The organism is Nocardia pseudovaccinii NBRC 100343, assembly GCF_001613225.1.
In the GTDB taxonomy this organism is placed as follows: Bacteria; Actinomycetota; Actinomycetes; order Mycobacteriales; family Mycobacteriaceae; genus Nocardia; species Nocardia pseudovaccinii.
Map to the genome: position 1 here is coordinate 1 of NZ_BDBY01000218.1, position 24,768 is coordinate 24,768.

A 24,768-nucleotide genomic window follows, 5' to 3' on the forward strand; every position below is an offset into this window, starting at 1 on the left:
GCCGTCCTGGACGGGGAGCACATCGCCTTCGATCGCGCCGAATGCACAAGCCCCCGTATCACATTCAAGGCCGCGCAGTTCTACGCCACTCTTACCGCCTTCGACGAGGCGAAGATCGGCGCGCCGAATCGACTACGCAACAGGGGCACTCGCGAAACCGACTTCTCGCAGGCCGAATTCCACGGTGGTATCAGATTCCCGCGCACCGTCCTCGGCGGACGCACGGTAGACTTCACCGAGGGCGACTTCTTCGGCGACATCTCTTTCCTCGGCACGCGTTTCGCCGCCCGGGAAATCCATTTCGATCGGCCGAAGGCGTGGGTGGGCACGCATTTCGACTGGGATGACGTGCCCACCCGCAAACCGACCAGCGTCAAACCGAATCCGTGGCCGCCGACCGCCACGGCGTGACGGTCGGGTTACGTCGGCCAACCGCCGTACGGGACCGTGATCAACTCTAAGAAGTGACCGCTGGGGTCGAGGAAATAGACGCCGCGACCGCCATCGTTGTGGTTGATCTCGTTGACGCCCCGTTGCCGGGGGTCGGCCCAATGCTCGATTTTGTAGCGCTGGATCTTGGTGTAGGCCGCGTCGAACTCGGCCTCGGAGATCAGGAATGCGTAGTGCTGGGGCTGGATTTCGGTGATGTGCGGTGGCACGTTCGCGAAGTCGAAGGTGACTCCATTACCGGTCGGCAACGGGATGAACGGGCCCCACTCTTTTCCTAGTTCCAAACCAAGGATGTCCGACCAGAATTCGGCGGACACCCGATTGTCGCGACAGCCGACAATGGTGTGATTGAACTGAACAGAGGGCATCGCGGAGCGATTCCGTGAGGGGTGGTGGTCGGGCGACGGGTGGACCAGGGGATTTCTCCTTGTGTCGTGACGGTCCCGACCCCGGGCTCGGTACAAGGCGGCCTACGGGAGCACCGTCACGGGCGTCGAGGGTAGCCAATCGCGCTCCATGGTGCCACCCTCGAATGATGCGGGCCATGTTGCCCTGTCTGTGACGCTGCGCGGTAGCGTCGTGGAATGAAGATTCGAGGGGCGGTCCTGGAGCGGATCGCAGCGCCCACGCCGTTCGCCGAGTCGGTGCCGATCACCGTCTGTGAGCTGGATCTGGGGGAGCCGGGTCCAGGTGAGCTGATGGTGCGGATCGAGGCCGCCGGGCTGTGTCATTCCGACCTGTCGGTGGTGGACGGAAACCGGGTGCGACCGGTGCCGATGCTGCTCGGGCACGAAGCGTCGGGCATCGTCGAAGCGATCGGGCCCGGTGGCAGTGATCTCGCGGTGGGTCAGCGCGTGGTGATGACCTTCCTGCCGCGCTGCGGTGAGTGCGCGGGCTGTGCCAGTGACGGCCGCACGCCGTGTGGGCCGGGCAGCGTTGCCAACAATGCGGGTGAGCTGTTGAACGGTGGACGGCGGCTGCACCGCGAGGGTGCGCAGGTGCATCATCACCTCGGCGTGTCCGCTTTCGCGACGCACGCTGTCGTCGATCGCCGATCGGTGGTTCCGGTCGATGCCGATGTCCCGCCCGAGGTCGCCGCGGTACTGGGCTGCGCGGTGCTCACCGGTGGTGGTGCGCTGCTCAACTCCGCGAAACCCGGTGCGGCAGACCGGATCATGGTCGTGGGGCTCGGCGGCGTCGGCATGGCGGCGGTACTCGTCGCGGTCTCGCTCGGTGCGCACGAGGTGATCGCCGTCGATACCGTGCCGGAAAAGCTCTCTCTCGCAAAGGAACTCGGTGCGAGCGCCGCATATACACCGGTCGAACTCGCGGAACATGGCATCCAGGCGGATGTCGTGGTCGAGGCCGCGGGCAATGTGCGCGCCTTCGAAACCGCCGTGGCCGCAACAGGACCCGGCGGCACGACCGTTACCGTCGGACTGCCTGCCCCCGATGCCCGTGCGAGCGTTTCGCCCCTCGCATTGGTCGCGCAGGGCCGCACCATCGTCGGCAGCTACCTGGGCTCGGCGGTGCCCTCCCGCGATATCCCGGAGTACGTTCGGATGTGGCGCGAGGGTCGGTTGCCCGTCGAGAAGCTGGTTTCCTCGCACGTCGGATTGGACGAAATCAACCGCGCTATGGATGAGCTCGCTGCCGGGCATGCGCTGCGGCAGGTCATTGTGTTCGATTAGCGCGGCAGTGTTTCCTCTCTCGCGGGGTCTGTACAGGGTTTTTCAGTTGCGCGGACCAGGGTGTTCGTCGAGTGCGTCGACGAATCGTCCGAGCAGGCGGGCGAATTCGGTGCGCTCACGGTCGGTCCAGTCCGCCATCGCGGCCGCCATGGCGCGGCGGCGGCCGTCGCGCGCCGCGGTTACGGCGGAACGTCCGGCGGGGGTCAGTCGTAGGACCGCTCGCCTGCCATCCTGCTGATCCGCCACCCGCTCCAGGTGGCCGGATGAAACCGCCTGGGCGACAAGGCGACTCGCGCGTGGCTGATCGACGCCCAATGTCGGGGCCAGGGTTCCGACGGTGTCCGCATTCGCGCCTGCTACCGCGTCCAGCACCCGGAACACCGCGATCGGCACCGGCGAATCTTTGCCGAGCGCTCCGCGGGTCTGCCGCCGCCGGATCCGCACCATCGCCGCCTCGACGGCCGCGGTCACCGCATCGCGCTCTTCCATCGGGCCCACTTTCATGTCATATTACATGTAGTTGTAATTCTACATGCTTTGGAGGAACGATGGCAGCACTACGTCCGATCGGCTACTGGCTCAAGGAACTGGATCGCCGGATCGACGCCCGCTTCGAGGACGATCTCGCCGCGTCCGGTCTGACCCGCCGCCACTGGCAGATCCTCAACTCACTCGCCGAAGGTCCCCGCCCCGCCGCCGACGTCCGCGACGGCCTCGCCCCCTTCTGGAACTCCCCTTCGGAGTGGGGTGTCCAACTCGCGCAGCTGGTGGATCGCGGTGACATCAGCGACGATTCGGGCACCCTCGCCCTGACCGACACCGGCCGCACCACCCACCACCAAGCCTTCACCCTGATCGGCAAGCGCCGCCGCGCCATGCTCGACGGCATCACCGACGGCCAGTACGTCGAGACCGTTCGCCTGCTGGAGCGGATGGCCGGGAATATGGCAGGCGCCTGAGCTGCGTGTCGCCGATCACCGGAGGTCAGCGGACCGGAAGGGGAGCGGGGTCGATAGGCTGGCGGGGTCGTTGGTGGAATTAGGAGGTGCGGTGACCATTCGGGTCGGAGTGCTCGGTGCGCGGGGGAAAGTCGGTCAGGCGATCTGTGCGGCGGTGCAGGCGGCCGACGATCTGGAGTTGGTCGCGACCGTCGACAAGGACGATTCGCTCGAGTCGTTCACCGAGTCGGGTACGCAGGTGGTCGTCGACTTCACCAATCCCGATGTGGTGATGGGAAATCTGAAGTTCCTGGTGGAACGCGGCATTCACGCGGTCGTCGGGACCACCGGATTCGATGAGGGGCGTCTGGACGAGGTGCGCGGCTGGTTGGCCGGGCGGCCGGAGACCGGTGTGCTCATCGCCCCGAACTTCGCCATCGGCGCCGTGCTGTCCATGCGGTTCGCCGAGCAGGCGGCGCGGTTCTTCGATTCGGTCGAGGTCATCGAACTGCATCACCCGAACAAGGTCGACGCGCCCTCGGGCACCGCATATCGCACCGCGGGCCTGATCGCCGCCGCGCGGGACAAGGCCGGAGTCGGCCGCAGCCCCGACGCCACCACCCAGGAACTCGAGGGCGCGCGCGGCGCCGATGTCGACGGCGTGCGGGTGCATTCGGTGCGCCTGGCCGGACTCGTCGCACACCAGGAGGTGCTCTTCGGCACCCAGGGCGAAACCCTCACCATCCGCCACGATTCCATCGACCGCTCCTCCTTCGCCCCCGGCGTACTGCTCGGCGTCCGCGAGATCGCCAATCGCCCAGGCCTGACCGTCGGGCTCGACCCGTTCCTGGATCTGTGACACCGGAACCGGTCCAGCCGGAAGACCAGGGCTCGGACACCGACACGCGCGGCACCGACGTCCGCAAGGTCGTCGCATTCATCGCCGCCCTGGTCGTCGTGCTCGGCTTCTACTTCGTGTTGCTCGGCCGCATCGCGCTCAGCCTCATCGCTTCCGGTGACCTCGCGGCCGTCGTCATCGGCATCGGCGTCCTGATCCTGCCGCTGCTGGGCGTCTGGATCGTCGTCGCAACCGTCCGCGCGGCCTTGGCGCACCAACACCTGGCCCGCCGCATCCACGACGAGGGCCTCGAACTCGACACCTCGAACCTCCCGCGCCGCCCGTCCGGCCGCATCGAACGAGCCGCCGCGGACGAACTCTTCAACAAGGTCAAACAGGAATGGGAGGCCGACCCCGATAACTGGCGCGTCTCCTACCGCCTGGCCCGCGCCTACGACTACGCTGGCGACCGCACCCGAGCCCGCGAAACCATGCGCCGCGCAGTAGCTTTGGAAAAACTGGATCACAACCCCTGACCCATGGCCACATTGTGCCCACCCAGAATCCGGTCAGCCGATCACCATGCATTGGCGCACCCGAACACCAGGAAGCCCCCGCCACCAGCGCGTGGGCTCCGAGGTCCTGTGCCGAGCGATTCCTCGCCCCTGTCGCCGACCCCGCGCGCCGAGCAAGCTGGAGCCTGGATGGATGATCACCATGTAGTGGTGGAGGCAGACGTCGAGGCTGCGCCATCAGTGCATTGTCGTGGGCGCGATATGTGCGTCATCGGGATACGTCGTGATGTCGCCCGAATAGCTGGAATCGACGGCGCTCCCTGAGCCGTCGGGAACAGGCGCTCGAGCAAAAAGAACCCCCCACACAGAGCAGTCCCCGGTAGTCTCCATCGAATTCATGAGTTTCAGTCGTCGCTGACAGCTCCGATATTCGACTGGCTTGCCGGGGGCCTGGCCAGATCCTCGAAAATGTCTCCCATGCCTTTGGACGTCTCCGCCGACAGTTCAGCACTTCCGGTTTTCTGGTGTAAACCTTTATTTTCCTCCTATTTTGTCGCCAGTCAATAGCTGAGGGCCCTTAGATCCGACTCGAGTTCGAGGCGGCAGTACGCTGCTGGATGTGCCACGGCTGCTGATCATTCATCACACTCCGTCACCGCATATGCAGGCGATGTTCGAGGCGGTGGTCTCGGGAGCGACGGATCCGGAGATCGAGGGGGTGGAGGTCGAGCGCAGGGCCGCACTCGCGGTCACCGCGAGTGATGTGTTGGCCGCCGATGGTTATCTGCTCGGTAGCCCGGCGAATCTCGGCTATATGTCGGGCGCGCTCAAGCATGCGTTCGACACGTTCTACTACCCGTGCCTCGATTCGACGCGCGGTCGGCCGTTCGGCTTCTATCTGCACGGCAATGAAGGCACCGAGGGGGCCGAACGGGGCGTGCGAAGCGTGACCACCGGACTCGGCTGGGAGCAGGTTGCCGCGCCGGTCATCGTGATGGGCGCGCCCGGTAAGGAGGAGATCCAGCAGTGCTGGGAACTCGGCGCGACCGTTGCGGCGCAGCTCATGGGGTAATGCGCGTCCCCCGAATTTTGGTGTCTGACCGGTATCCGGCGGATCCGGGCATACTACGAGGCGACGTTGTAGCGGCGGGGATGTGACGAGTTTGCTCGGGAACGGAGTATCGAGGTGATGTGGGCCGAAGGGGGCGAAACAGCACCGCGCCGGATCGGGCTGGTCGAAGACCACGAATCGGTGGCGATCGGGCTTGCCGCGATGCTGGCGCCGGAACCCGATCTCGATCTGGTGCTGACAGCGGGGACCGTGCCGGAGCTGCTTGCGGCGGCGGAGAATAGCGCTCCGCTGGATCTGGTCGTGCTCGATCTTCGACTGGCCGACGGATCCTCGCCCGAAGACAATGTGCGCGCGCTGCGCAACCGCGGCGTCGAGGTCCTGGTATTCACCGGCGCGGACAACGCGTTCCTGGTGCGCGCCGCGGCGAAGGCCGGTGTGCTCGGCGTGGTGCGCAAATCCGAGGATGTGCCGACGGTGGTCGCGGCGGTGCGCCGCGCCGCCTCGGGTGAGCAGGTGGTGACCACCGACTGGGCCGCCGCCATCGACGGCGATCCGCAACTGTCCGACGTCGGTCTGAGCCCGCGCCAGGAAGAGGTGCTCACCCTCTACGCCTCCGGTGAGAAGGCCTCCCGCGTCGCGCGGCTGACGGGTCTGTCCGAACAGACCGTCAACGATTATCTGGGGCGCATCCGGCAGAAGTACGCCGATGCGGGTCGTCCGGCTCCCACCAAGACCGACCTCTACAAGCGGGCGGTAGAGGACGGATGGCTGCCGGTTCCCGAGCGGCATCCCCGCGGATGACCGCGTCCAGCGCGCTGGACACCTCGATAGCCACTGCGAGCTCCGCCGACCCGTTCCGGGCGAGTCGGTGGCGCCGTGGGCGGACCGCGGTGTCCAGGGAGAAAATTATCGAAGCGGCCTCGGATCGCATTCTGCGCCGGATGGGCCTGGCCGTCGGAATCGCCGGTGTGATCGTCGCGATCGTCGAACTACCCGACATCGCCGACCAGGCCAAATTCGTCTCCGGCCCGTGGGCGAGCCTGGTGGTCGGCGTGGCGCTCGGCTGGTTCCCGGTGCTCGCGGTCGTCTCGTTCACCATGGGCCGCAGGGCGATTCGCGTGGTGGCCGGTGCGGCCGCGCTGAGTTATCTTGCGGCGCTTACGACCATGCCGTTCATCTATGCCGTGCCGCTGACCGACACCACATCGGTGTGGATGTATCGGGTGATCGCGCTCGGCGTGCTCGCGGCCGTATTGGCCTGGCGTCCGGCGCTGGCGACCTGCTATCTCCTGGTCGGCGCTGCTACCGCGGCAGTGGCGAACCGATATGTGCTGCCCGATGCGACGGTCTGGTCGCTGATCGGCGATTTCGCCAGGGCCGCAGGCCTGTGCGCACTGTTCCTGTGGTGCTGCGTCTACGCACTCGCGGCGGCCGCACGGGTGGACCGGGAATCGGTGATCGCGAGCCGCCGCGCGGCCGCCGTGGCCGGTGCCGCGGCACGCGATCGTGAGCGCGCCCGCTTCGCCGCGTTGATCCACGACGCGGTGCTGTCGACCCTGCTCGACGCCTCACGGGCGGGCGCCGAATCGCCGGTGCTGCGCGGTCAGGCCGAACGCACGCTGGAACAACTCGACGAATGCCGCGGCACCAATACCGAACCCGACCGACTGGACGCGCAATCGGCGATCGGCTTCCTGCGCTCGGCTATCCACGAGGTGAATCCGGGCATCCGATTCACCGCGCGCCGCTGGGCCGGACTCGACGACCTGCGCCTGCCGGTGCACGCGGCGGGCACCATCGCCGCCGCCCTGGCCGAGGCGGCGCGAAATAGTCTGCGCCACGCCACCGTTGCGGGCCGCACCGTGCAGCGCACCGTCACCGTGACGATCAGTGCGGGCGGTATCCGCGTCGTATTCCGCGATGACGGCGCGGGTTTCGATTTGGACCGGGTGCCCGCCGATCGGCTCGGCGTCTCGGTCAGCATCCTCGGCCGGATGCGTCAGCTGGCAGGCGGCGCCGGATTCGTGGAATCCCAACCGGGGGAGGGAACCACGGTGACCTTGGTCTGGGGTGGCGATGGCTGACACCGAAAACGAATTCGGCCTGCGCGATCTGCTCGGGCTGCGAGACCGGTCCGCCTGGCTGTTCCTGGTCATCTTCGAGGCCACGATCCTGCTGTACATGGTGCGCAATTTCGCCGAATCGCCGCTGCTGCTGGCCGCGACCGCGCTGGTGATGGTGGCCGGGGCCGGAGTGCTGGTTCTGGTGATCCCGGTCGATCCGCTGCCGCTGCCCGCCGCCATCGCAGTGGCCGCGGCCGGTCCGATCGCGGCGGCGCTGACCACCGTGAGTATCGACCACGGCATGTCCAAGCAGGTCTGGACCGCATTCGCTTCGTCCTATGTGCTCGCGGTGCTGGTGGTCCGTGGCCGGTTGGGCGCGGCGTGGTGCGGTGTCGCGGGCATCGCGGCGGTGATCGCGGTGGTCGGCGCGACGAACGGCCTGCGGGTGGTGGTCGGATCCATCGTGCCGATCGCCACGGTTGCCGGGGTCTCGATCGGCGCGGCGGTCATGCGGCCGATGCAGCGCTCGCTGCGGCTGCTGCGCGAGGAGGCCACCATGCGCGCGGCCGCCGAGGCGACCATGGCCGCGCAGAACGGCGAACGGGATCGGCAGCTGGCCCGGCTCGACAAGGTGGCGCGGCCGATTCTGGAACGCATCGCCGACGGCGCCGAACTCACCGCGGGCGAACGCGAAGAGTGCAGGCTGCTGGAGGCCGAACTCCGGGACGGTCTGCGCGCACCGCAATTGGTGACCGACGAATTGAGCAGTGCCGCCCGCGGCGCACGTTCGCGCGGGGTCGAGGTGGTGCTGCTCGACGACGGCGGATTCGCCGGGGTGCCGAAGTGGGTGCGCCAGCAGGTGATCGAATCGGCGACCCGGGAATTGGATGCCGCCAATGCCGGTTCGGTGACCGTTCGGGTATTGCCGATGGGCCGACGGGTACTGGCCACCGTGCTCGCGAACGCACCGGATCGGGATCGGCGCACCGAGATCGATACCGCGGGCGAGGTCTCGGTCTCGACGTAACCTGTCGTACCCCCATGGCATTGTCGTGATCATGCGGACGATGAGTGCGGTCGCGGCGCGTCGGACGGCGCTGGCCGCGCAGGGTTTCGGGCGGCGCAAACCGACCGCGCCGACCCGGCGGACGATCCTCGATGTGCTCGGCAGAACCCAATTGCTGCAACTGGATTCGGTATCGGCGGTGGTGCGCGCGCACTACGCGCCGGTCTTCAGCCGGATCGGCGGTTACGACCGGACGGTGCTGGACGAGGCCGTCTGGAGCAATGGTGTGCGCCGCCCGCGGCGGCTGGTCGAGTACTGGGCGCACGAGGCCGCGCTCATCCCGGTCGAGGATTGGCCGCTCATGCGCTGGCGGATGCGGAAATACGAACACGGACGCTGGAGCGGCATGCGCCGGGTGACCGAACGCAATCCCACCCTCGGCAAGGACATTCTCGACGTCATCACCGAGTTCGGTGCCGCCACCGCCGGTGAAGTGGAGCGCCACCTCGAGCTGGACAAGCCGCGTCCCAAGGGCTCCTGGTGGAATCTCAGCGACACCAAGATGATCTGCGAGGCGCTGTTCGCGGCAGGGGCGCTCTCGGTCGACAAGCGGGTCGGGTTCACCCGCCACTACGACTTGGCCGAGCGAGTGATCCCGCCGGAGATCTTGGTGCGCAACGTATCCGAGGCCGAGGCGGTACGGGAATTGGTACTGCGCGCGGCCACCGCACTGGGCGTCGCGACCGAGACCGACCTGCGCGACTACTACCGCCTGCATCGCTCACAAACCGAACCGGCCATCGCGGAGTTGGTCGATGCGGCAGAGCTGGAACCGGTCGAGGTGGCGGGCTGGGGGAAACCCGCCTATCTGCGCGCCGGTGCCTCGACACCGCGCCGAATCGAGGGCGCGGCCTTGCTGTGCCCCTTCGATCCGCTCATCTTCTTCCGAACCCGCACCGAGCGGATCTTCGATTTCCACTACCGAATCGAGATCTACACGCCGGAACCCAAACGAGTGCACGGGTATTACGTATTTCCGTTTCTCCTGAACGGAGAACTCGTCGGACGGGTCGACCTACGTGCCGAGCGTGCGTCAGGCAGGCTACTGGTGCCAGGTGCCTTCGCCGAACCGGGCTACAGCACGCCGGAGACGGCGCGGGCACTCACCGATGCGCTGCGTGAGATGGCCGACTGGCTCGAACTCGACGAGGTGGTGATCGGCGATCGCGGCGATCTCGCGCCGCTGTTGTGAACTGCTCAGTCCGATTTCGGTTTCCGCGTGGACTGCGACTCCACAGCGCCTCGGCGGCGCCTGCCCGCAACAGGATCGGCGGCAGATCCGGCCCGACCGCACCCAGCACATTCAGCCGCGGGTCGTCGAAGTGGTCCGAGCCGGTATAGAGCTCGGTCAACTTCTGCGCCGCCCGCACTCGCACAAACGCGTCATCGACGTGCTGTTCGCGCTCCCGCGACAACGTCCAGGTCGAGTCGACCAGCGCCGAGAACGCGACCACCGCCCTCGGCTGTCCGAGCCCCAGCTCACGCAGCTGCACACACAACCCGAGCGCGAGATGTCCGCCCGCCGAATCACCCATGACGACGATGTCCTCTCCGCGAGCGAGCAACCACAGGTAACCGTTGAGCGCGTCATCGTGGGCGGCGGGAAACCGGTGCACCGGCGCGCGGCGATAGTCCAGGCTGAAGGCCGGTCGGTCCGCGATTGAATCAGCCACCGGGTCTGCTTGCAATAGTTAGCGGTACCGAAGTGGCATCCAAGTCAGCTGTCGCGCTTGGGTCCGTAGCCGCGCATCTGGTCGCGCAGCGCACCGCTGACGGCATTCGACAGCCATGAGTTCAGCGAAACCCCGCTGGCCGCAGCGGCTTCCTCGGCCTTGGACTTCAATTGCTCGACCATCCGCAGGGTGACTCGGCTGATATCGCCGGTCATCTCCTCGATCGTAGGATGCTCGTTTTCCGCCGCCGGATTCTTTCGGACGTCGACGGTCGCATCGGTGCCGTTCACCGAGACGTGAACTGTGCGGTCGCCGAGCTCTGCGCTGACCTCAGCGGCGAGGTCCGATAGCGCCGCGAGCAGCGCCAATCGTGCCGAACTTTCTGTCGCAGCGGCCAGGGCGGCGGCGGTGGCCTGGGTCTTTTCGTCGCCGAGCGCGGCGGCCGCGATGAGGTCCTCGCGTAGCTGTGCGGTGTATTTGTTCAAATCCATGACATCAGTGTGACGCCATTAATGGCGTCATTCAAGGGTGGATTTGACATCATGATCGAGTACTGCGAGGTGAATCAGTCGCCGTGGCAGGCCGTTCGGCGATGAGGGTGTCGAGGCTGTTCCCGGGAGCGGGTAGCCTTTCTGACCATGACGAACGGTGAATCGACGCCTACGGAGCTGCGTGCGTCCGGCACAGTAGGTGTCGCGATGGTGACTCCCTTCGGTGTCGACGGCAAGCTCAATGTCGATGCCGGGGTCGCGCTCGCGGCCCGCCTGGTCGACCGCGGCGTCGATTTGCTGGCGATTTCCGGTACCACCGGGGAATCGCCGACCACCACCGAATCAGAGAAGGCGGATCTGCTGCGTGCCGTCGTCGACGCCGTCGGCGCTCGCGCCACCGTGATCGCGGGCGCGGGCACTTATGACACCGCGCATTCGATCGAACTCGCCCGCAATGCCCAGCGTGCGGGCGCGCACGGCCTGCTCGTGGTGACGCCGTACTACTCCCGGCCCACCCAGGACGGCCTGATCGCGCATTTCACCGCCGTCGCGGATGCCACCGACCTGCCGGTCACCCTGTACGACATTCCGCCGCGCTCGGTGGTTCCCATTGCCAGCGACACCATTCGCAAACTCGCCGAGCATCCGCGCATCGTCGCGGTCAAGGATGCCAAGGGGGATCTGAACGCGGGCGCGGATCTCATCGCGAATACCGATCTGGCCTTCTACTCCGGTGACGACGCGCTGAACCTGCCGTGGCTTTCGGTCGGCGCGACCGGATTCATCAGTGTCATCGGACATCTCGTGCCCGAGCGGCTGCGCGCCCTGCTCGAGGCCTACACCGCGGGTGACGTGGTGCGCGCCCGCGAGATCAATGCTGGCATGTTGCCGTTGAACGCCGCGATGTCGCGACTTGGTGGCGTCGCGATGAGCAAGGGCGGGCTGCGTCTGCTCGGTGTGGATGCGGGCGAGCCGCGCCTGCCGCAATTGATGCCGACCACCGAACAACTCGATGCCCTCGCCGCCGACCTCCGGCTGGCAGGGGTGCTTTCATGAGGAGTGAGCGAATCAGAATCACCGCATTGTCAGACATGATCGAACCGACCAGTAGTGAGGTGCAGTCATGACTGAAGCAGCAGGTCGTCGCCCCCGCCGGACCGCGACCCGGCCCGCGGGCGCACCCGAACCCGCCGCGCAGCGTCCACCGGTCAGCACCGAAAAGCCCGATCGGACAGCGCAATCCGACGTCGGCGATCCAGCGCAGTCCGATACCGCTTCCAGACAGACCGCGCCGGAGCAGGCCCCCGCGAAAAAGGCCGCGCTGAAGGCCCCGGCCGAGCAGCCCCGCAGACCGGCGCGCGGCCGTCAGCAGCGCGGACGCGGACGCGGTGAGCAACCCGTGTCGGCTCCCGCCGAGCGGGCAGCAGCCGACCGGCTCGGTACCCCGCCGAAGCTGCCCAAGAACGGTCTGCGTGTCTTCGCCCTGGGCGGCATCGGCGAAATCGGCCGCAATATGACCGTTTTCGAATACGGCGGCAAACTGCTCATCGTCGACTGCGGCGTGCTGTTCCCGGAGGATCAGCAGCCCGGCGTCGACCTGATCCTGCCCGACTTCCGGCCCATCGAGGACCGGATGGACGATGTCGAAGCCATCGTGCTCACCCACGGCCATGAGGACCACATCGGCGCGGTGCCGTTCCTGCTGCGCCTGCGGGCCGATATTCCGGTCGTCGGTTCGAAATTCACCCTCGCGCTGGTGGCCGCGAAATGCCGCGAGCACCGGCAGCGTCCCAAGCTCGTCGAGGTGATCGAGGGCCAGCACACCACGCACGGCCCGTTCGGCTGCGAGTACTTCGCGGTCAACCACTCGATTCCCGATGCCATTGCCGTCGCCATCCGCACGCCCGCCGGTGTCGCGCTGCACACCGGCGATATCAAACTCGATCAGCTGCCCCTGGACGGTCGCCTCACCGACCTGGCCGGTTTCTCCCGCCTCGGTGACGAGGGCGTCGATCTGTTCCTGGTGGACTCCACCAATGCCGAGGTGCCGGGCTTCGTCACGCCGGAACGCGAAATCGGCGGCGTTCTGGATACGGTGATCGGCAAGGCCAGGCATCGGGTGATCGTCGCCTCGTTCGCCAGCCATGTGCATCGCATCCAGCAGGTGGTCGATGTCGCCCAGAAATACGGGCGGCGAGTGTGTTTCATCGGTCGCTCGATGGTGCGCAATATGGAGATCGCGCAGGAACTGGGCTATCTGACGGTGCCCGACAGTGTGGTCGTCGATCTCGATGTCGCCGCGACCCTGCCTGGCGATCGGCTGGTGCTCATCTCGACCGGCTCGCAGGGCGAACCGCTGTCGGCGCTGTCGCGGATGGCGCGCGGTGAACACCGCCAGATCAATATCCGCTCCGACGATCTCGTGGTGCTGGCCTCCTCGCTGATCCCGGGCAATGAGAATTCGGTATTCGCGGTGGTGAACGGTCTGTCGCGGCTCGGCGCCACGGTGATCACCCAGCAGAATGCGAAGGTGCACGTCTCCGGACATGCGTCCGCGGGTGAATTGCTGTACCTGTACAACGCGGTGCGGCCCACCAATGCCATGCCGGTGCACGGCGAATGGCGGCATCTGCGCGCCAATGCCGCGCTGGCCGTGGCGACCGGCGTGGCGGAGGATCGGGTGGTGCTCGCCGAGGACGGCGTGGTGGTGGACCTGGTCGACGGGATCGCCTCGATCGTGGGGCGCGTGCCGGTCGGACATGTGTATGTCGACGGACTCTCGGTCGGTGATGTCGGTGAATCGACGCTCTCGGATCGGCTGGTGCTCGGTGAGGGCGGGTTCATCTCGATCACCCTCGCGGTCGACTCGACCACCGGCAAGGCTGTCAGCACGCCCGAGATCAGCGGACGCGGGTTCTCCGATGATCCGACCGCACTCGTCGATGCCGCGGAACTAGTCGAGGCCGAACTGCTGCGACTGGCCGGTGAGGGTGTCACCGATACCCACCGCATCGCACAGAGTGTGCGGCGGGTGGTCGGTCGCTGGGTGGCCGAAACCTACCGTCGCCGCCCGATGATCGTGCCGACGGTCATCGGCGTCTGACACCTGCCTCCGTCGGAGTCGGACTGCCGCGCCGACTCCGTATCCGATATGTTCGGCAGATGAGCATGGCGCAACGGGAACGTCGGGCACTGGTGGACACGATGTCCGCGGTGGGGCCGGACGCGCCCACGCTGTGCGGCAGCTGGACGGTGCGAGATCTGGCCGCGCACTTGGTAGTTCGGGAACGCCGCCCGGACGCGTCGCCCGGCATCATGCTGAAACCGTTCGCCGGATATCTGGAGTCGGTGCAGGCCAAGGCGGCGCGGCGGCCATTCCCGGACCTGCTGGCGGATGTGCGCTCCGGCCCGCCGTGGTGGTCGCCGCTCAAACCGTTCGATGCCTTCGTCAATCTGACCGAGATGTTCGTCCATCACGAGGACGTGCGCCGCGGCGAACCCGGCTGGGAGCCGCGTGACTTCTCCGCCGCCGAGGAGGACGAGCTGTGGTCGGCGCTGCGTCGCATGGGCCGGATGGCCTACCGCAAAGCGCCGGTCACCGTCGAACTGGCCACTCCCGACGGCAGGCGGGCCGTGGTGCATACGAAGTCCGGCACGGCGCAGGTGACACTGACCGGCAAACCCTCGGAACTGCTGCTGCACGCCTTCGGCCGCGATGAGGTCCGGATCGAAACCGCGGGTGATCCGGCGGATGTGCGGGCTGTCCTAGAGATAGATCGCTCTTTGTAATCAGGGCAAATAGTCGGAGAGGCGGGGGAGAGACGTGCGATACGTGTGTGGTTGATGGTCTGGATGGGGCGTTTGCGGCTAGCCTGAGTCCATGGCAGGTAAGTCCCGCAGCTCCACGACCACTCGTGCGCGGGCGGGATCGGCTCGGGGGAGGACCACGGCGGCATCTCGTTCGGGCCAGGCTCGCACCACCGCTCAACGTCGCTCGCCCGCACCGCGCGCCCGCACCACACCGGCGCGCCGCCCGGTCCGTCGCAAGTCGGATACCGCACCGCTCGCGGTCATCAGCCGCGGCATCAGCAGCGGCTGGAATATGCTCGCGCGCGGACTCGGCGCCACCACCAGGGCCGTGAGCCGGGCGGGCGAAATCGAACACGGGCATCGCCGCGACGGTATCGCACTGGCCCTCATCGCCCTCAGCGCGGTGATCGCGGCCGCGGTATGGCTCTCGGCGGGTGGGCCGATCGGCCACTGGGTCGAGGAGGCGATTCGTGCGGTGTCCGGGTCGGCATCGGCCGGATTGCCGTTCGTGGCCACCGGAATCGCCATTGTCCTGATGCGGACCGAGGCACGTCCGGAGATCCGCCCGCGGCTGGTACTCGGCGGATTGCTGATCGGACTGCCGGTCCTGGGCCTCTGGCATATCGCCGCCGGATCGCCGACCGATGCGCACGGGCGTTCGCGCGCAGCGGGTTTCGTCGGATTCGTGGTCGGCGGCCCGCTGACCAGCGGGCTCACCGCCTGGCTTTCGGTGCCGATGCTGTTGCTGGCCATCATTTTCGGTGTGCTGCTGGTAACCGGAACCACCGTGCGCGAGGTACCGCAGCGGTTGCGCGAGTACTTCGGCACCGGCAGCGGCGGCGACGAATACGGTGACTACGACGGCGAATCCGATTTCGATCCGGCCAATTACGATGCCGACGGGTTCCCGCTGCATCGCAGTAGCAAGTCGAAGCGGCGCGGTCGCACCCCGGAGGAGAACTACCCGCCCGACGAATTCGGCGGCTCCGATGCGGTCACCGAGGTCATGGGCGAACCGCCACTGCGCGATGCGAAACCGATTGCTACCGAGACGGCGCCCGAAGAGAAGCCCAAGCCGAAGAAGCGCGCACCGATCAAGGTCGAGGACCAGACCCCACCGCCGCCGAAGCAGCTGGAGTTCATCAACGACCGTGAGGTCGAGGGTGATTACACCCTCCCGCCATTGACGCTGCTCACCGACGGCGATCCGCCCAAGAAGCGCAGTGCCGCCAATGAATCGATGATCGAGGCGATCACCGAGGTGCTGGTGCAGTTCAAGATCGACGCGGCGGTCACCGGTTTCGTGCGCGGCCCTACGGTCACCCGGTACGAGGTGGAACTCGGGCCCGGCGTGAAGGTCGAGAAGATCACCGCGCTGGCCCGCAATATCGCCTATGCCGTTGCCACCGAGAATGTTCGGCTGCTGGCCCCGATTCCGGGTAAGTCCGCCGTCGGTATCGAGGTACCCAACGCCGATCGCGAACTGGTGCGCCTGGCCGATGTGCTCAAGGCCCCCTCGACCCGAAATGACCACCACCCATTGGTGATCGGGCTCGGCAAGAACATCGAGGGCGATTTCGTCTCGGCGAATCTCGCGAAAATGCCGCATCTGCTGGTCGCGGGTTCGACCGGTTCCGGTAAGTCGAGTTTCGTGAACTCGATGCTGGTATCGCTGCTGGCGCGCTCGACTCCGGACGAGGTCCGGATGATCCTCATCGACCCCAAGATGGTGGAACTCACTCCGTACGAGGGCATTCCGCACCTCATCACCCCCATCATCACCCAGCCGAAGAAGGCCGCCGCCGCGCTGGCCTGGCTGGTGGAGGAGATGGAACAGCGCTACCAGGACATGCAGGCCAATAAGGTCCGCCACATCGACGACTTCAACAAGAAGGTCAAGTCGGGTGCCATTACCGCGCCGCTGGGCAGCGAACGGGTCTATCGGCCCTATCCGTACATTCTCGCCATCGTCGACGAGCTCGCCGACCTCATGATGACCGCGCCGCGCGATGTCGAGGACGCGATCGTGCGCATCACCCAAAAGGCCCGCGCCGCAGGCATCCACCTGGTGCTTGCGACGCAGCGCCCCTCGGTGGACGTGGTCACCGGTCTGATCAAGACCAATGTGCCGTCCCGATTGGCCTTCGCCACCTCGTCACTGACGGATTCACGAGTCATCCTGGATCAGCCCGGCGCGGAAAAGCTGATCGGTATGGGTGACGGACTGTTCCTGCCGATGGGCGCGAACAAGCCGACCCGGCTGCAGGGCGCGTTCATCTCCGATGAGGAGATCCACGGGGTCGTCGATTTCACCAAGAACCAGGCCGAACCCGAATACCAGGAGGGCGTCACCGCCGCCAAGGCCGGTGAGAAGAAGGATGTCGATCCCGATATCGGCGACGATCTGGATGTCTTCGTCCAGGCCGTGGAACTGGTCGTCACTTCACAATTCGGCTCGACCTCCATGCTGCAGCGCAAGCTGCGCGTCGGCTTCGCCAAGGCCGGTCGCCTGATGGATCTGATGGAAACCCGCGGTGTCGTCGGCCCCAGTGAGGGGTCGAAGGCGCGCGATGTGCTCATCAAGCCCGACGAGCTCGAGGGGCTGCTGTGGACGATCCGCGGCGGCGGGGACGCGGAGCCCGACAGCCCGGAGGAGTGAAAACGCCTCGGCGGCAGATATTCTCACCGCCGGTGGGCGGCCGCCACGTCGGTACAGTGGTTCGGCGTGGTGATCTGCGGAATCAGAGTGTCGCACGACGGTGGGATCGCGGTTATCGAGGACGACCGGCTGGTTTTCGGTATCGAGCTGGAGAAACTGGGCAACGGCAGGCGCCACCACCCGCTGGGCGATCTCGAACAGGTCGCCGCGATATTGCGATCGGAGGGCTTGACGCCCGCTGATATCGACCGGTTCGTGGTGGATGGTTCTGTGCCGGAGACGGATTCGACCGAGTCTGCACGCATCGCGACGTTAGTCGGCGGCTGCCCGGTCGAACTCACGATCGCGCCGTATCAGGATCGGCCCGGACGTACCGTACCGCTGGCGCGGCACCGTTTTCGTGGTCACGGATTCGGTTCCGCCGCAGACGAATACATCAGCTATCACCATGTGGACCAGCACATCATGGGTGGGTACTGCGCGAGTCCGTTCGCGGCACGCGGGGAGGATGCGCTCGTTCTGGTGGGGGACGGTCGAGCTGTCGCGCGGCTCTACCATGTTGTCGCGGCGGCTGGAAAGGTACGGTCGGTCGCCACTTTCCGGGCCGATTCGAGCGCGCGGTTGGCATTGAGTTCGCTTGTACGCCAGGCCTCTTCGTTGCCATCGAAGCTTGTTGTCACCGGGGAAAGCGCCCTCGACATCAAGTGGAACTCGGAGCTGCAGGGGATAGTCGAGGAGACCTGGATTCCGCCCTTTCCCGACGACTCCGGCGCCGCCATCGGTGCAGCGTGCTGTGAGATGTTCCGGAAGGGGCGTAGCCCGGCGTTGCGGTGGGGTGTGTATTCCGGTCCACGAGTCAGGGTCTGCGGGGTGCCGGAGAACTGGCGCCGACAGCTCTGCGACGAGCGGGGAGTGGCGGAGTTGCTGCACCGGAAAGGTGAGCCGGTAGTGGTGCTTTCAGGCCGCGCTGAGATCGGTCCGCGTGCTCTCGGCAACCGCAGCATCCTTGCTCCCGCAACGGATTCGGCGATGCGGGACCGGCTCAACGGCATCAAGCACCGGGCCTTGCGCCGGTCGGTGGCGGCGGTGTGCCTTACGGAACGGGCGACGGAGGTACTCGGGCCCGGTGGCATCGATCCGTACCTGACCTTCGAGCACCGCATCCGCAGGGAGTGGACCGACCGTATTCCAGCCGTGCAGGTGGACGGTACCGCGCGGGTGCAGACCATCGAGGCCGCGGCCAAGAGCCCGACCGCGCGGATTCTGGCGGCATACGAGGCCATCAGCGGCATACCGGTGTTGTGTAATACGAGCGCGAATTCCGAAGGGCGCGGGTTCTTTCCGGATGTGGCCGCCGCGGCCCGCTGGGGTGGCACCCGCTACATCTGGTCCGAAGGGTATCTGTACACGGATCAGTCACGGGCACGGCAAACCACCCGCGAATGCTGGTCGGCTCCACGGGATTGGGGCCATACGAGCGTGATGTGGTAGCTCATCGTGGAGTCGAACCACGCGGCAGGGCCTTATGAGAGCCCCGGGGCGAACCTGCATGAGCCTGGGTCGGTGTGCGCTGGAGTGCCAGGATTCGAACCTGAACCGGCGGAGTCGAAGTCTGTCGTGCTAGCCGTTTAGACCACACTCCATCGGTGCGCTCGGAAGGATTCGAACCTCCATCCGCCTGAGTCGTATTCAGGTGCTCCGTCCGTTGAGCTACGAGCGCTGATCCGCACAAACCGCGCGGACTGGTTCCCTCGGCGAGATTCGAACTCGCACCGTCCGGATTCTAAGTCCGGTGCCTCTGCCAATTGGGCTACGAGGGAATGGTTTTGGTACCCGTGGGTGGGATCGAACCACCGACCCGCACCGTCGGAGGATGCCGCTCTGTCCACTGAGCTACACGGGTTCAAAACCGGTATGCAGCAGGGCTATTCATATCCCGCAATACGAAATTCCTACTGTCGTATATTCACTGTGAAGTTATGGCGCGGATGGAGGGACTCGAACCCCCAGGCCGACGACTTTGGAGATCGTTGCTCTTCCAGTTGAGCTACATCCGCTGGACAGAAAAAGGGCCGCTCCGTGGCGAGTATTTCGCCGGGAGCGGCCCCTGCTCAGGCCGTCTCGAATCGAGACCTCAGGGGCGGCTCCGGATACTCGCCTGTCGCAGCTGCGACATCGGGCGCCGGGTGCCGGAACGCAATTGCCAGGCACCGGCGAGGGAGCGTAGTCCCTGGTCCTGGGTGCTGGTCATTGCCTTTGCCTTTCGTGGTTCCGATTACCGATCGATTACGTTATGGATAACGCTAACACCGACAGACGCGATGAGGAACCCAATTATTCCCCACCGGCGAGTTGTCGGCGTGCCCGCCGTGTGTAAGTCGGTGGAAGACGTTCTGGATGCTCGCCGAGCCGCCACTCGCCATTCGCCTCGCGCACCATCTGTCCGGGCAATGCCTTCCGGGGACGCCGCGGTGCTCCGCCAGTCCGGTGATCGTCATGCCGTGCTCGAGAAGCGCGGTCACCGCACCACCGAGTCCCTCGTTCCACTCGTGCGTCGTGAACTGTGTGAATTCCGTATCGGTCTCGGCATAGTCGTTCCAGACGAAAACACGGTGGGCTCAGGCATTTCGAAGTAGGGATAGCCGACAGTCGGTCGGCCGGTGCGGGTTTCGTCCATGGACCGCGGCTGGTGACTGCTTGCAGGTCACTCGAAAGCGTCGGCATCCGCGCAGTCGCGCGATGCGGCGTGCGTTGGCACGCGCTCGTCTCGATTCGCTCTGTTCAGGATGAGGTAGTCGTCGGTCATGCTCGCGAGGGTGACATGTCGGCCGCCGGACCCGCATGTGAAATTATGGTCAGCAACTCTTCCGCTAGCTCGACAGAACGGACAAATCGGGCATGATTGCTGTCATGAAACGCGTTTTCGCCCCGGAGCCCGCATGCAGGTAACCGCCCTCGAATGGACCCTGACGATCGTGGTGATCCTGGGTCTGTTCGTCTTCGACTTCTTCGCCCATGTCCGGACACCACACGATCCGACCTTCAAGGAATCCGGCTCCTGGTCGGCGATCTACATCGGCCTGGCCCTGGCCTTCGGTGGATTCGTCGCCTGGAAGTGGGGCTCGACCTTCGCGGGTGCGAGTACTACGCGGGCTTCGTCACCGAAAAGGCCCTCTCGGTGGACAACCTGTTCATCTTCGTCATCATCATGTCGAGCTTCGCGGTGCCGCGGATCTACCAGCAGAAGGTGCTGCTGATCGGCATTGTGCTGGCGCTGGTCATGCGGGGTGTTTTCATCGCCGTCGGTGCGGCGGCGATCAGCGCGTTCAGCTGGGTGTTCTATCTGTTCGGCCTGTTCCTGGTCTATACGGCCGTGAAACTGTTGCGTGAGAGCGGACACGAGGTCGAGCAGGAGGAGAAGCGCGACAGCCGGATCGTGGCGCTGGCCAAACGGGTGCTCCCGACCACCGACGAATACGACGGCGACAAACTGCTCACCCGGATCGACGGGCGGCGCGTGATCACCCCGTTGTTGTTGGCGCTGTTGGCAATCGGTTTCGCGGATCTGCTATTCGCGCTGGACTCCATCCCCGCCATCTACGGCTTGACCGAGCAGCCCTACATCGTGTTCACCGCGAATGCCTTCGCGCTCATGGGTTTACGGCAGCTGTATTTCCTCATCGGCGGCCTGCTGGATCGCCTGGTCTACCTGTCCTACGGCCTTTCGGCGATCCTCGCGTTCATCGGCGTCAAACTGGTGCTGCACGCATTGCACGAGAACACCCTGCCTTTCGTCAACGGTGGTCGGCACGTCAAGGTACCGGAGATTTCCACGCCGGTCTCGCTGAGCGTGATCATCGGGATTCTGCTCATCGCGACCGTCGCGAGCCTGATCAAAACCCGCGGCGCGGCCCGGTCCGCCGAGAGCCGGGTAGCCGATTAGAAGACCCGGTTGTTTTCCGGCGTGATCTCGAAGCCGCGCCCGGTTGCGTCATTGCGGCAGGTCACCCCGACGGGCTGGGCCAGGCAGGTGAATCCGGCCACGCTCAGGCTCGACCCGACCGGCAGCACCGGTGCGTCGGCATCCGCTCCGGATGTGGTTCCGACGAAGTAGCCACGGTTCACGCAGAGATATCCGGCGCTCTCGCCGACGGCCAGTGCGGCCGCGCTCGGGTCGATGCCCCAGCAGGCCTGCATCGCGGGCGGGGTGGGCTGGGTCGTGCCCTGGCAGCCCACCGGTCGTTTCGGCTGTCCGAACGGCTCGTCGAGGAAGCCGCAAGCGATGCCGCCGTCCGCGGTCCGGAAGTAGTAGCCGTCGGCGGCCCGGTATATCGACTCGTCGACCGAACCCGGTCGTAGCAATGGACGATCCCCGACCGTCAAGTTTGCCGTGGTGTCGAAATCGGCGGCCGTCGAGCAGATGGTGAGTGCGAGGCCTGCGACCGACATCGACGCGAAAATCGCGACGGATATGCGCATACGGGGGAGTCTGCGTCGGCAGGCGCGGATTCTTCCGCACCTCGCACGGCGTGTCGCCGTAAGTTTGCTGACCGCCGAGTGTCTAACGGCGACACGCGGCGGTCAGCCGGACGGTCAGGAAGCGAATGCGCCCATCACCGGCAGCCACTCGACCGCCCGTACCTCGTCGATGAGGTTCTCGCGGGCGAACGGATCCTGCGGCAGCAGTTCCTCGAGGTCCGCCTCGTCCGCGACCTGGAATAGCAGCAGTGCGCCGGAACCGTCCGGGTAGGGACCGCTGGTCAGCAGCGAACCCGCATCGATCAGGCCGTTGAGCCAGGCCCGATGTTCCGGGCGGAAGCTGTCGCGCGCCTCGACGGTGGCATCGGAGTAGGTGTAGTGCACGGCGAAGATGGGCACGATCGATCCGTTCTGGTCAGAGGTTCAGCAGCATTCGAGTATTGCCGAGGGTGTTCGGTTTCACATAGCTGAGGTCGAGGAATTCCGCGACACCCGGATCGAAGGTCCGGCACATCTCCGCGTACACCTCGGCGGTCACCGGTGTGCCGTCGATTTCCACGAATCCGTGCCTGCCGAAGAAGTCCACCTCGAAGGTGAGTACGAACAGCCGTCCGAGCTCGAGTTCCCTGGCCACCGTGACCAGCCGTTCCACGATGAGCCGACCGACACCATGCCCCTTGACATCGGGATGTACCGCGACCGTGCGCACCTCGCCGAGGTCCGCCCACAGCACATGCAGTGCACCGCAGCCGACCACCCGGCCGTCGAGTTCGGCCACCCAGAATTCCTGCACCGCCTCGTACAGTGTGACCAGGTTCTTTTCCAGCAGGATCCGACCGGCGTATTCATCGACGAGGCTCTTGATCTGGGGCACATCGGAGGTTCGGGCGCGTCGCACGACAGGGACAGATTTGTTCGCGGCAGGTGCCGCGCCCGGATACGCGTCGCTGGTCGAACCACCTAGTGGTCCCCGAGAGGTCATGTGGTGCACAGTAGTCGGCCCGGTTACCGATACTCTGAACGTGTGCCGCACATCCACCCGCTCCGCTCACCGCATCGCGTCGGCATGCGTCCGAGCCTCGTCGCGGTGGGTGCTGTGGTCTGTGTGACGGGGTCTTACGCCAGTGAGGCGGGGGCGTGAGCGTGCAGCCCGAAGAGATCGATCGACGCTGGGTCGAACCCGCGGTTCGCGCCGGATTCCCACCCGCCCAGGCCGATCCCGTCGTCCCGCTGATGAATATCGCGAATGTGCTCACCATGCTGCGCATCGCGCTGGTGCCGCTGTTCGTGCTCGCGCTGTTCGCGGGCGGCGGCCACCAGACCGGCTGGCGGATCGCGGCCGCCGCGCTGTTCGGCATCGCCGCGATCACCGATCGCTTCGACGGGCAATTGGCACGCAAATACGGCCTGGTCACCGATTTCGGCAAACTCGCCGATCCCATCGCGGATAAGGCGCTGATCGGTTCGGCGGTGATCGGACTTTCGATACTCGGCGATCTGCCGTGGTGGATCACCCTGGTCATCTGTGGTCGCGAGATCGGGATCACGCTGCTGCGGCTGGTGGTGGTGCGGCGCGGCGTGATTCCGGCCGGACGCGGCGGCAAGTTGAAGACGCTCGTGCAGTCGGTCGCGATCGCGGTACTGCTGTTGCCGCTGCACGGCGGATTCGCCACCGCCGGTATGACATTGATGTATGTGGCCGTCGCGCTGACGGTCATCACCGGCCTCGACTATGTGGGGCAGGCGGCGCGGGTGTGGCTCGCGGGAGGTCCGGGCCGGACACGCGGCGCATGACCGATCCGCTGACAACCGGAGCGCCCGTCGTCGAATTGGTGCGCGAGCTGGGGGTCGCCCGGCAGACCGTGGCGACCGCCGAATCGCTGACCGCGGGCCTGCTCGCGGCGACCATCGCCGGGGTGCCGGGTGCCAGTGCGGTGCTACGTGGCGGGCTGGTCGTCTACGCGACGGAACTCAAACACAGCCTGGCCGGTGTCAGTGACGAAGTGCTCGCGACCGAGGGGCCGGTCGCCGCGAGCACCGCCGAAGAGTTGGCCGTCGGTGCGCGGCTGCGCTGCGGCGCGGACTGGGGCATCGGATTGACCGGGGTAGCCGGACCCGAATCTCAGGGGGGACATGCCGTCGGCACTGTTTTCCTCGGACTGGCCGGGCCCGGGCATACCGAGGTCATGCGGCTGAAACTGGACGGCGACCGGTGGGCGATCCGAATCGGCGCTACGCACAGCGCGGTACGGGAGTTGCGTCGTATCGTGGGAGGCGGCCACTAGGTGCTGCCGCGCCTGGTTTGCCACCGTGGGAACCAACCGGGCCCTGTTCGACGTTGTGCCAGAAAGGACGGCGTGCGCAGCGCTGGTAGGCGCCCGCGGACCCGGTTACTGGGAGCTAAGGAGAACGACATGACGCTGCTGCGAGAGGCGATCGGGGACAGTCTGCGGCGTGCTCGTCTCGCCCAGAGCCGGACCCTGCGTGAGGTCTCCACCTCGGCGCGCGTGAGCCTGGGATATCTGTCGGAAGTCGAGCGCGGCCGTAAAGAGGCCTCCAGTGAACTGCTCGCCGCCATCTGCGCGGCCTTGGATGTGCCGCTGTCGCGGGTGCTCTGGGATGTGAGCACGATCATGGCAGGGGCCGACGGTCTGCCCGCCGACGCGCCCGCTCAGACCGCCGATGCACCCGAGGCGGAGCGGACCGCCGCGGCCGAACCCGCCGAGACCGCCGCGGAGCCCGCGACCGCCACGATGTCGGTGGCCGGTGCCCGGCCGCAGATCGACGAGGACACCCGGATCGTCATTCCGGCCCCGCGGGCCGACATGCTGGTCCTGGTGAAAAGCAACTGATCGATAGACGAGAGGTGGCGTCCGCGGCCGACGCTGCGAACCGGTGCCGAAAGCGGATAGATTCTGTACTAGGCGTCAGTTGGGCCGGGTTCGCCCGGCCCGGGTGCCACATGGTGGAGGATAGGCACATATCGGGTGCGTGACGGTCGCGCACTAGAGTCGCGGTAAAGC

25 protein-coding genes, 5 tRNA genes and 2 pseudogenes are annotated in these 24,768 nt (G+C 66.2%); 19 read left to right on the forward strand and 13 right to left on the reverse strand.

Features of this window, described 5'->3' with window-relative positions; all coding sequences use genetic code 11:
* Positions 1-411: pseudogene (locus NP3_RS49295) on the forward strand (pentapeptide repeat-containing protein); the annotation flags it as partial.
* 8 nt (positions 412-419) lie between these two features.
* Here NP3_RS49295 and NP3_RS27635 read toward each other — a convergent pair.
* Positions 420-818 carry a VOC family protein gene (locus NP3_RS27635; protein ID WP_063044534.1) on the reverse strand — a complete coding sequence of 133 codons (399 nt, stop codon included), beginning with the start codon at positions 816-818 and terminating at the stop codon, positions 420-422.
* Between the two features lie 216 nt (positions 819-1,034).
* Here NP3_RS27635 and NP3_RS27640 point away from each other — a divergent pair, with 216 nt between their 5' ends.
* Entirely contained in the window at positions 1,035-2,141 is a 1,107-nt protein-coding gene (locus NP3_RS27640; RefSeq protein WP_063044535.1) for a zinc-binding dehydrogenase, read from the forward strand.
* A gap of 42 nt (positions 2,142-2,183) precedes the next feature.
* On the opposite strand, the gene NP3_RS27645 is transcribed toward NP3_RS27640, so the two are convergent.
* Positions 2,184-2,630 (reverse strand): MarR family winged helix-turn-helix transcriptional regulator, encoded by a 447-nt coding sequence (locus NP3_RS27645; protein ID WP_063044569.1) that lies wholly within the window; start codon positions 2,628-2,630, stop codon positions 2,184-2,186.
* 59 nt (positions 2,631-2,689) lie between these two features.
* Between NP3_RS27645 and NP3_RS27650 the strand changes: the two genes are divergently transcribed.
* From NP3_RS27650 to NP3_RS27685, 8 genes are all read left to right on the forward strand, one after another.
* On the forward strand, positions 2,690-3,100 hold the full coding sequence (locus tag NP3_RS27650; RefSeq protein WP_063044536.1) for a winged helix DNA-binding protein: 411 nt from the start codon (positions 2,690-2,692) through the stop codon (positions 3,098-3,100).
* Positions 3,101-3,191: 91 nt separating this feature from the next.
* Positions 3,192-3,938: a 4-hydroxy-tetrahydrodipicolinate reductase gene (dapB, locus tag NP3_RS27655; protein WP_063044537.1), complete on the forward strand. Its 747-nt coding sequence runs from the start codon at positions 3,192-3,194 to the stop codon at positions 3,936-3,938.
* A gap of 80 nt (positions 3,939-4,018) precedes the next feature.
* A complete protein-coding gene (locus NP3_RS27660) occupies positions 4,019-4,453 on the forward strand; it encodes a hypothetical protein (protein ID WP_063044570.1) in 435 nt (144 codons plus the stop codon).
* Between the two features lie 598 nt (positions 4,454-5,051).
* The gene (locus NP3_RS27665; protein WP_157124579.1) at positions 5,052-5,504 is read left to right on the forward strand and encodes a flavodoxin family protein; all 453 of its coding nucleotides are present in this window, start codon (positions 5,052-5,054) and stop codon (positions 5,502-5,504) included.
* Positions 5,505-5,621: 117 nt separating this feature from the next.
* Positions 5,622-6,305: a response regulator transcription factor gene (locus NP3_RS27670; RefSeq protein ID WP_063044538.1), complete on the forward strand. Its 684-nt coding sequence runs from the start codon at positions 5,622-5,624 to the stop codon at positions 6,303-6,305.
* Positions 6,306-6,394: 89 nt separating this feature from the next.
* Complete coding sequence (locus NP3_RS27675) at positions 6,395-7,588, forward strand: ATP-binding protein (protein WP_245721134.1); 1,194 nt, start codon at positions 6,395-6,397, stop codon at positions 7,586-7,588.
* Positions 7,581-8,594, forward strand: coding sequence for a DUF8320 family protein (locus NP3_RS27680; RefSeq protein WP_063044572.1), 1,014 nt, complete (start codon positions 7,581-7,583; stop codon positions 8,592-8,594). Before NP3_RS27675 ends, NP3_RS27680 begins: the two co-directional genes overlap by 8 nt.
* 31 nt (positions 8,595-8,625) lie before the next feature.
* Positions 8,626-9,825, forward strand: coding sequence for a winged helix-turn-helix domain-containing protein (locus tag NP3_RS27685; protein WP_063044574.1), 1,200 nt, complete (start codon positions 8,626-8,628; stop codon positions 9,823-9,825).
* Here the strand turns inward: NP3_RS27685 and NP3_RS47070 are convergent.
* A complete protein-coding gene (locus NP3_RS47070; protein ID WP_245721135.1) occupies positions 9,737-10,306 on the reverse strand; it encodes an alpha/beta hydrolase fold domain-containing protein in 570 nt (189 codons plus the stop codon). The two genes, NP3_RS27685 and NP3_RS47070, sit on opposite strands and share 89 nt — an antisense overlap.
* A gap of 44 nt (positions 10,307-10,350) precedes the next feature.
* On the reverse strand, positions 10,351-10,797 hold the full coding sequence (locus tag NP3_RS27695; RefSeq protein ID WP_063044540.1) for a toxin-antitoxin system HicB family antitoxin: 447 nt from the start codon (positions 10,795-10,797) through the stop codon (positions 10,351-10,353).
* Positions 10,798-10,944: 147 nt separating this feature from the next.
* Here NP3_RS27695 and dapA point away from each other — a divergent pair, with 147 nt between their 5' ends.
* The 5 genes from dapA to NP3_RS27720 all read left to right on the forward strand — a co-directional run bounded on the left by dapA (position 10,945) and on the right by NP3_RS27720 (position 18,757).
* The gene (gene dapA / locus NP3_RS27700; protein WP_063044541.1) at positions 10,945-11,853 is read left to right on the forward strand and encodes a 4-hydroxy-tetrahydrodipicolinate synthase; all 909 of its coding nucleotides are present in this window, start codon (positions 10,945-10,947) and stop codon (positions 11,851-11,853) included.
* 67 nt (positions 11,854-11,920) lie between these two features.
* Complete coding sequence (locus tag NP3_RS27705; protein ID WP_063044542.1) at positions 11,921-13,900, forward strand: ribonuclease J; 1,980 nt, start codon at positions 11,921-11,923, stop codon at positions 13,898-13,900.
* Positions 13,901-13,959: 59 nt separating this feature from the next.
* Positions 13,960-14,586, forward strand: a complete 627-nt coding sequence (locus tag NP3_RS27710) for a TIGR03085 family metal-binding protein (RefSeq protein ID WP_063044543.1) — start codon at positions 13,960-13,962, stop codon at positions 14,584-14,586.
* A 91-nt stretch (positions 14,587-14,677) separates the two neighbouring features.
* Entirely contained in the window at positions 14,678-17,266 is a 2,589-nt protein-coding gene (locus NP3_RS27715) for a DNA translocase FtsK (RefSeq protein WP_063044544.1), read from the forward strand.
* A 69-nt stretch (positions 17,267-17,335) separates the two neighbouring features.
* Positions 17,336-18,757, forward strand: coding sequence for a carbamoyltransferase C-terminal domain-containing protein (locus NP3_RS27720; RefSeq protein WP_281197563.1), 1,422 nt, complete (start codon positions 17,336-17,338; stop codon positions 18,755-18,757).
* A 79-nt stretch (positions 18,758-18,836) separates the two neighbouring features.
* Here the strand turns inward: NP3_RS27720 and NP3_RS27725 are convergent.
* From NP3_RS27725 to NP3_RS50690, 6 genes are all read right to left on the reverse strand, one after another.
* Positions 18,837-18,909, reverse strand: a tRNA-Arg gene (locus NP3_RS27725).
* 4 nt (positions 18,910-18,913) lie between these two features.
* Positions 18,914-18,986: transfer RNA gene (locus NP3_RS27730), tRNA-Arg, on the reverse strand.
* Between the two features lie 23 nt (positions 18,987-19,009).
* A tRNA-Leu gene (locus NP3_RS27735) sits at positions 19,010-19,086 on the reverse strand.
* 7 nt (positions 19,087-19,093) lie between these two features.
* A tRNA-Arg gene (locus NP3_RS27740) sits at positions 19,094-19,169 on the reverse strand.
* Between the two features lie 77 nt (positions 19,170-19,246).
* Positions 19,247-19,323 (reverse strand) — tRNA-Trp (locus tag NP3_RS27745).
* An 813-nt stretch (positions 19,324-20,136) separates the two neighbouring features.
* A complete protein-coding gene (locus NP3_RS50690) occupies positions 20,137-20,283 on the reverse strand; it encodes a hypothetical protein (protein ID WP_245721138.1) in 147 nt (48 codons plus the stop codon).
* Between NP3_RS50690 and NP3_RS27755 the strand changes: the two are divergent.
* Positions 20,245-21,209, forward strand: a pseudogene (locus tag NP3_RS27755) (TerC family protein). The gene NP3_RS50690 and the pseudogene NP3_RS27755 overlap by 39 nt on opposite strands.
* On the opposite strand, the gene NP3_RS27760 reads toward NP3_RS27755, so the two are convergent.
* From NP3_RS27760 to NP3_RS27770, 3 genes are all read right to left on the reverse strand, one after another.
* Complete coding sequence (locus tag NP3_RS27760; RefSeq protein ID WP_063044547.1) at positions 21,206-21,745, reverse strand: hypothetical protein; 540 nt, start codon at positions 21,743-21,745, stop codon at positions 21,206-21,208. The pseudogene NP3_RS27755 and the gene NP3_RS27760 sit on opposite strands and share 4 nt — an antisense overlap.
* 114 nt (positions 21,746-21,859) lie before the next feature.
* Positions 21,860-22,144, reverse strand: a complete 285-nt coding sequence (locus NP3_RS27765; protein ID WP_063044548.1) for a YciI family protein — start codon at positions 22,142-22,144, stop codon at positions 21,860-21,862.
* A 16-nt stretch (positions 22,145-22,160) separates the two neighbouring features.
* On the reverse strand, positions 22,161-22,727 hold the full coding sequence (locus NP3_RS27770; RefSeq protein ID WP_063044549.1) for an amino-acid N-acetyltransferase: 567 nt from the start codon (positions 22,725-22,727) through the stop codon (positions 22,161-22,163).
* Positions 22,728-22,882: 155 nt separating this feature from the next.
* Between NP3_RS27770 and pgsA the strand changes: the two genes are divergently transcribed.
* From pgsA to NP3_RS27785, 3 genes are all read left to right on the forward strand, one after another.
* Complete coding sequence (gene pgsA / locus NP3_RS27775) at positions 22,883-23,539, forward strand: CDP-diacylglycerol--glycerol-3-phosphate 3-phosphatidyltransferase (RefSeq protein ID WP_245721136.1); 657 nt, start codon at positions 22,883-22,885, stop codon at positions 23,537-23,539.
* The gene (locus NP3_RS27780) at positions 23,536-24,030 is read left to right on the forward strand and encodes a CinA family protein (protein WP_063044550.1); all 495 of its coding nucleotides are present in this window, start codon (positions 23,536-23,538) and stop codon (positions 24,028-24,030) included. Before pgsA ends, NP3_RS27780 begins: the two co-directional genes overlap by 4 nt.
* Before the next feature lie 129 nt (positions 24,031-24,159).
* Positions 24,160-24,597: a helix-turn-helix domain-containing protein gene (locus NP3_RS27785; protein ID WP_063044551.1), complete on the forward strand. Its 438-nt coding sequence runs from the start codon at positions 24,160-24,162 to the stop codon at positions 24,595-24,597.
* Positions 24,598-24,768: the final 171 nt, after the last annotated feature.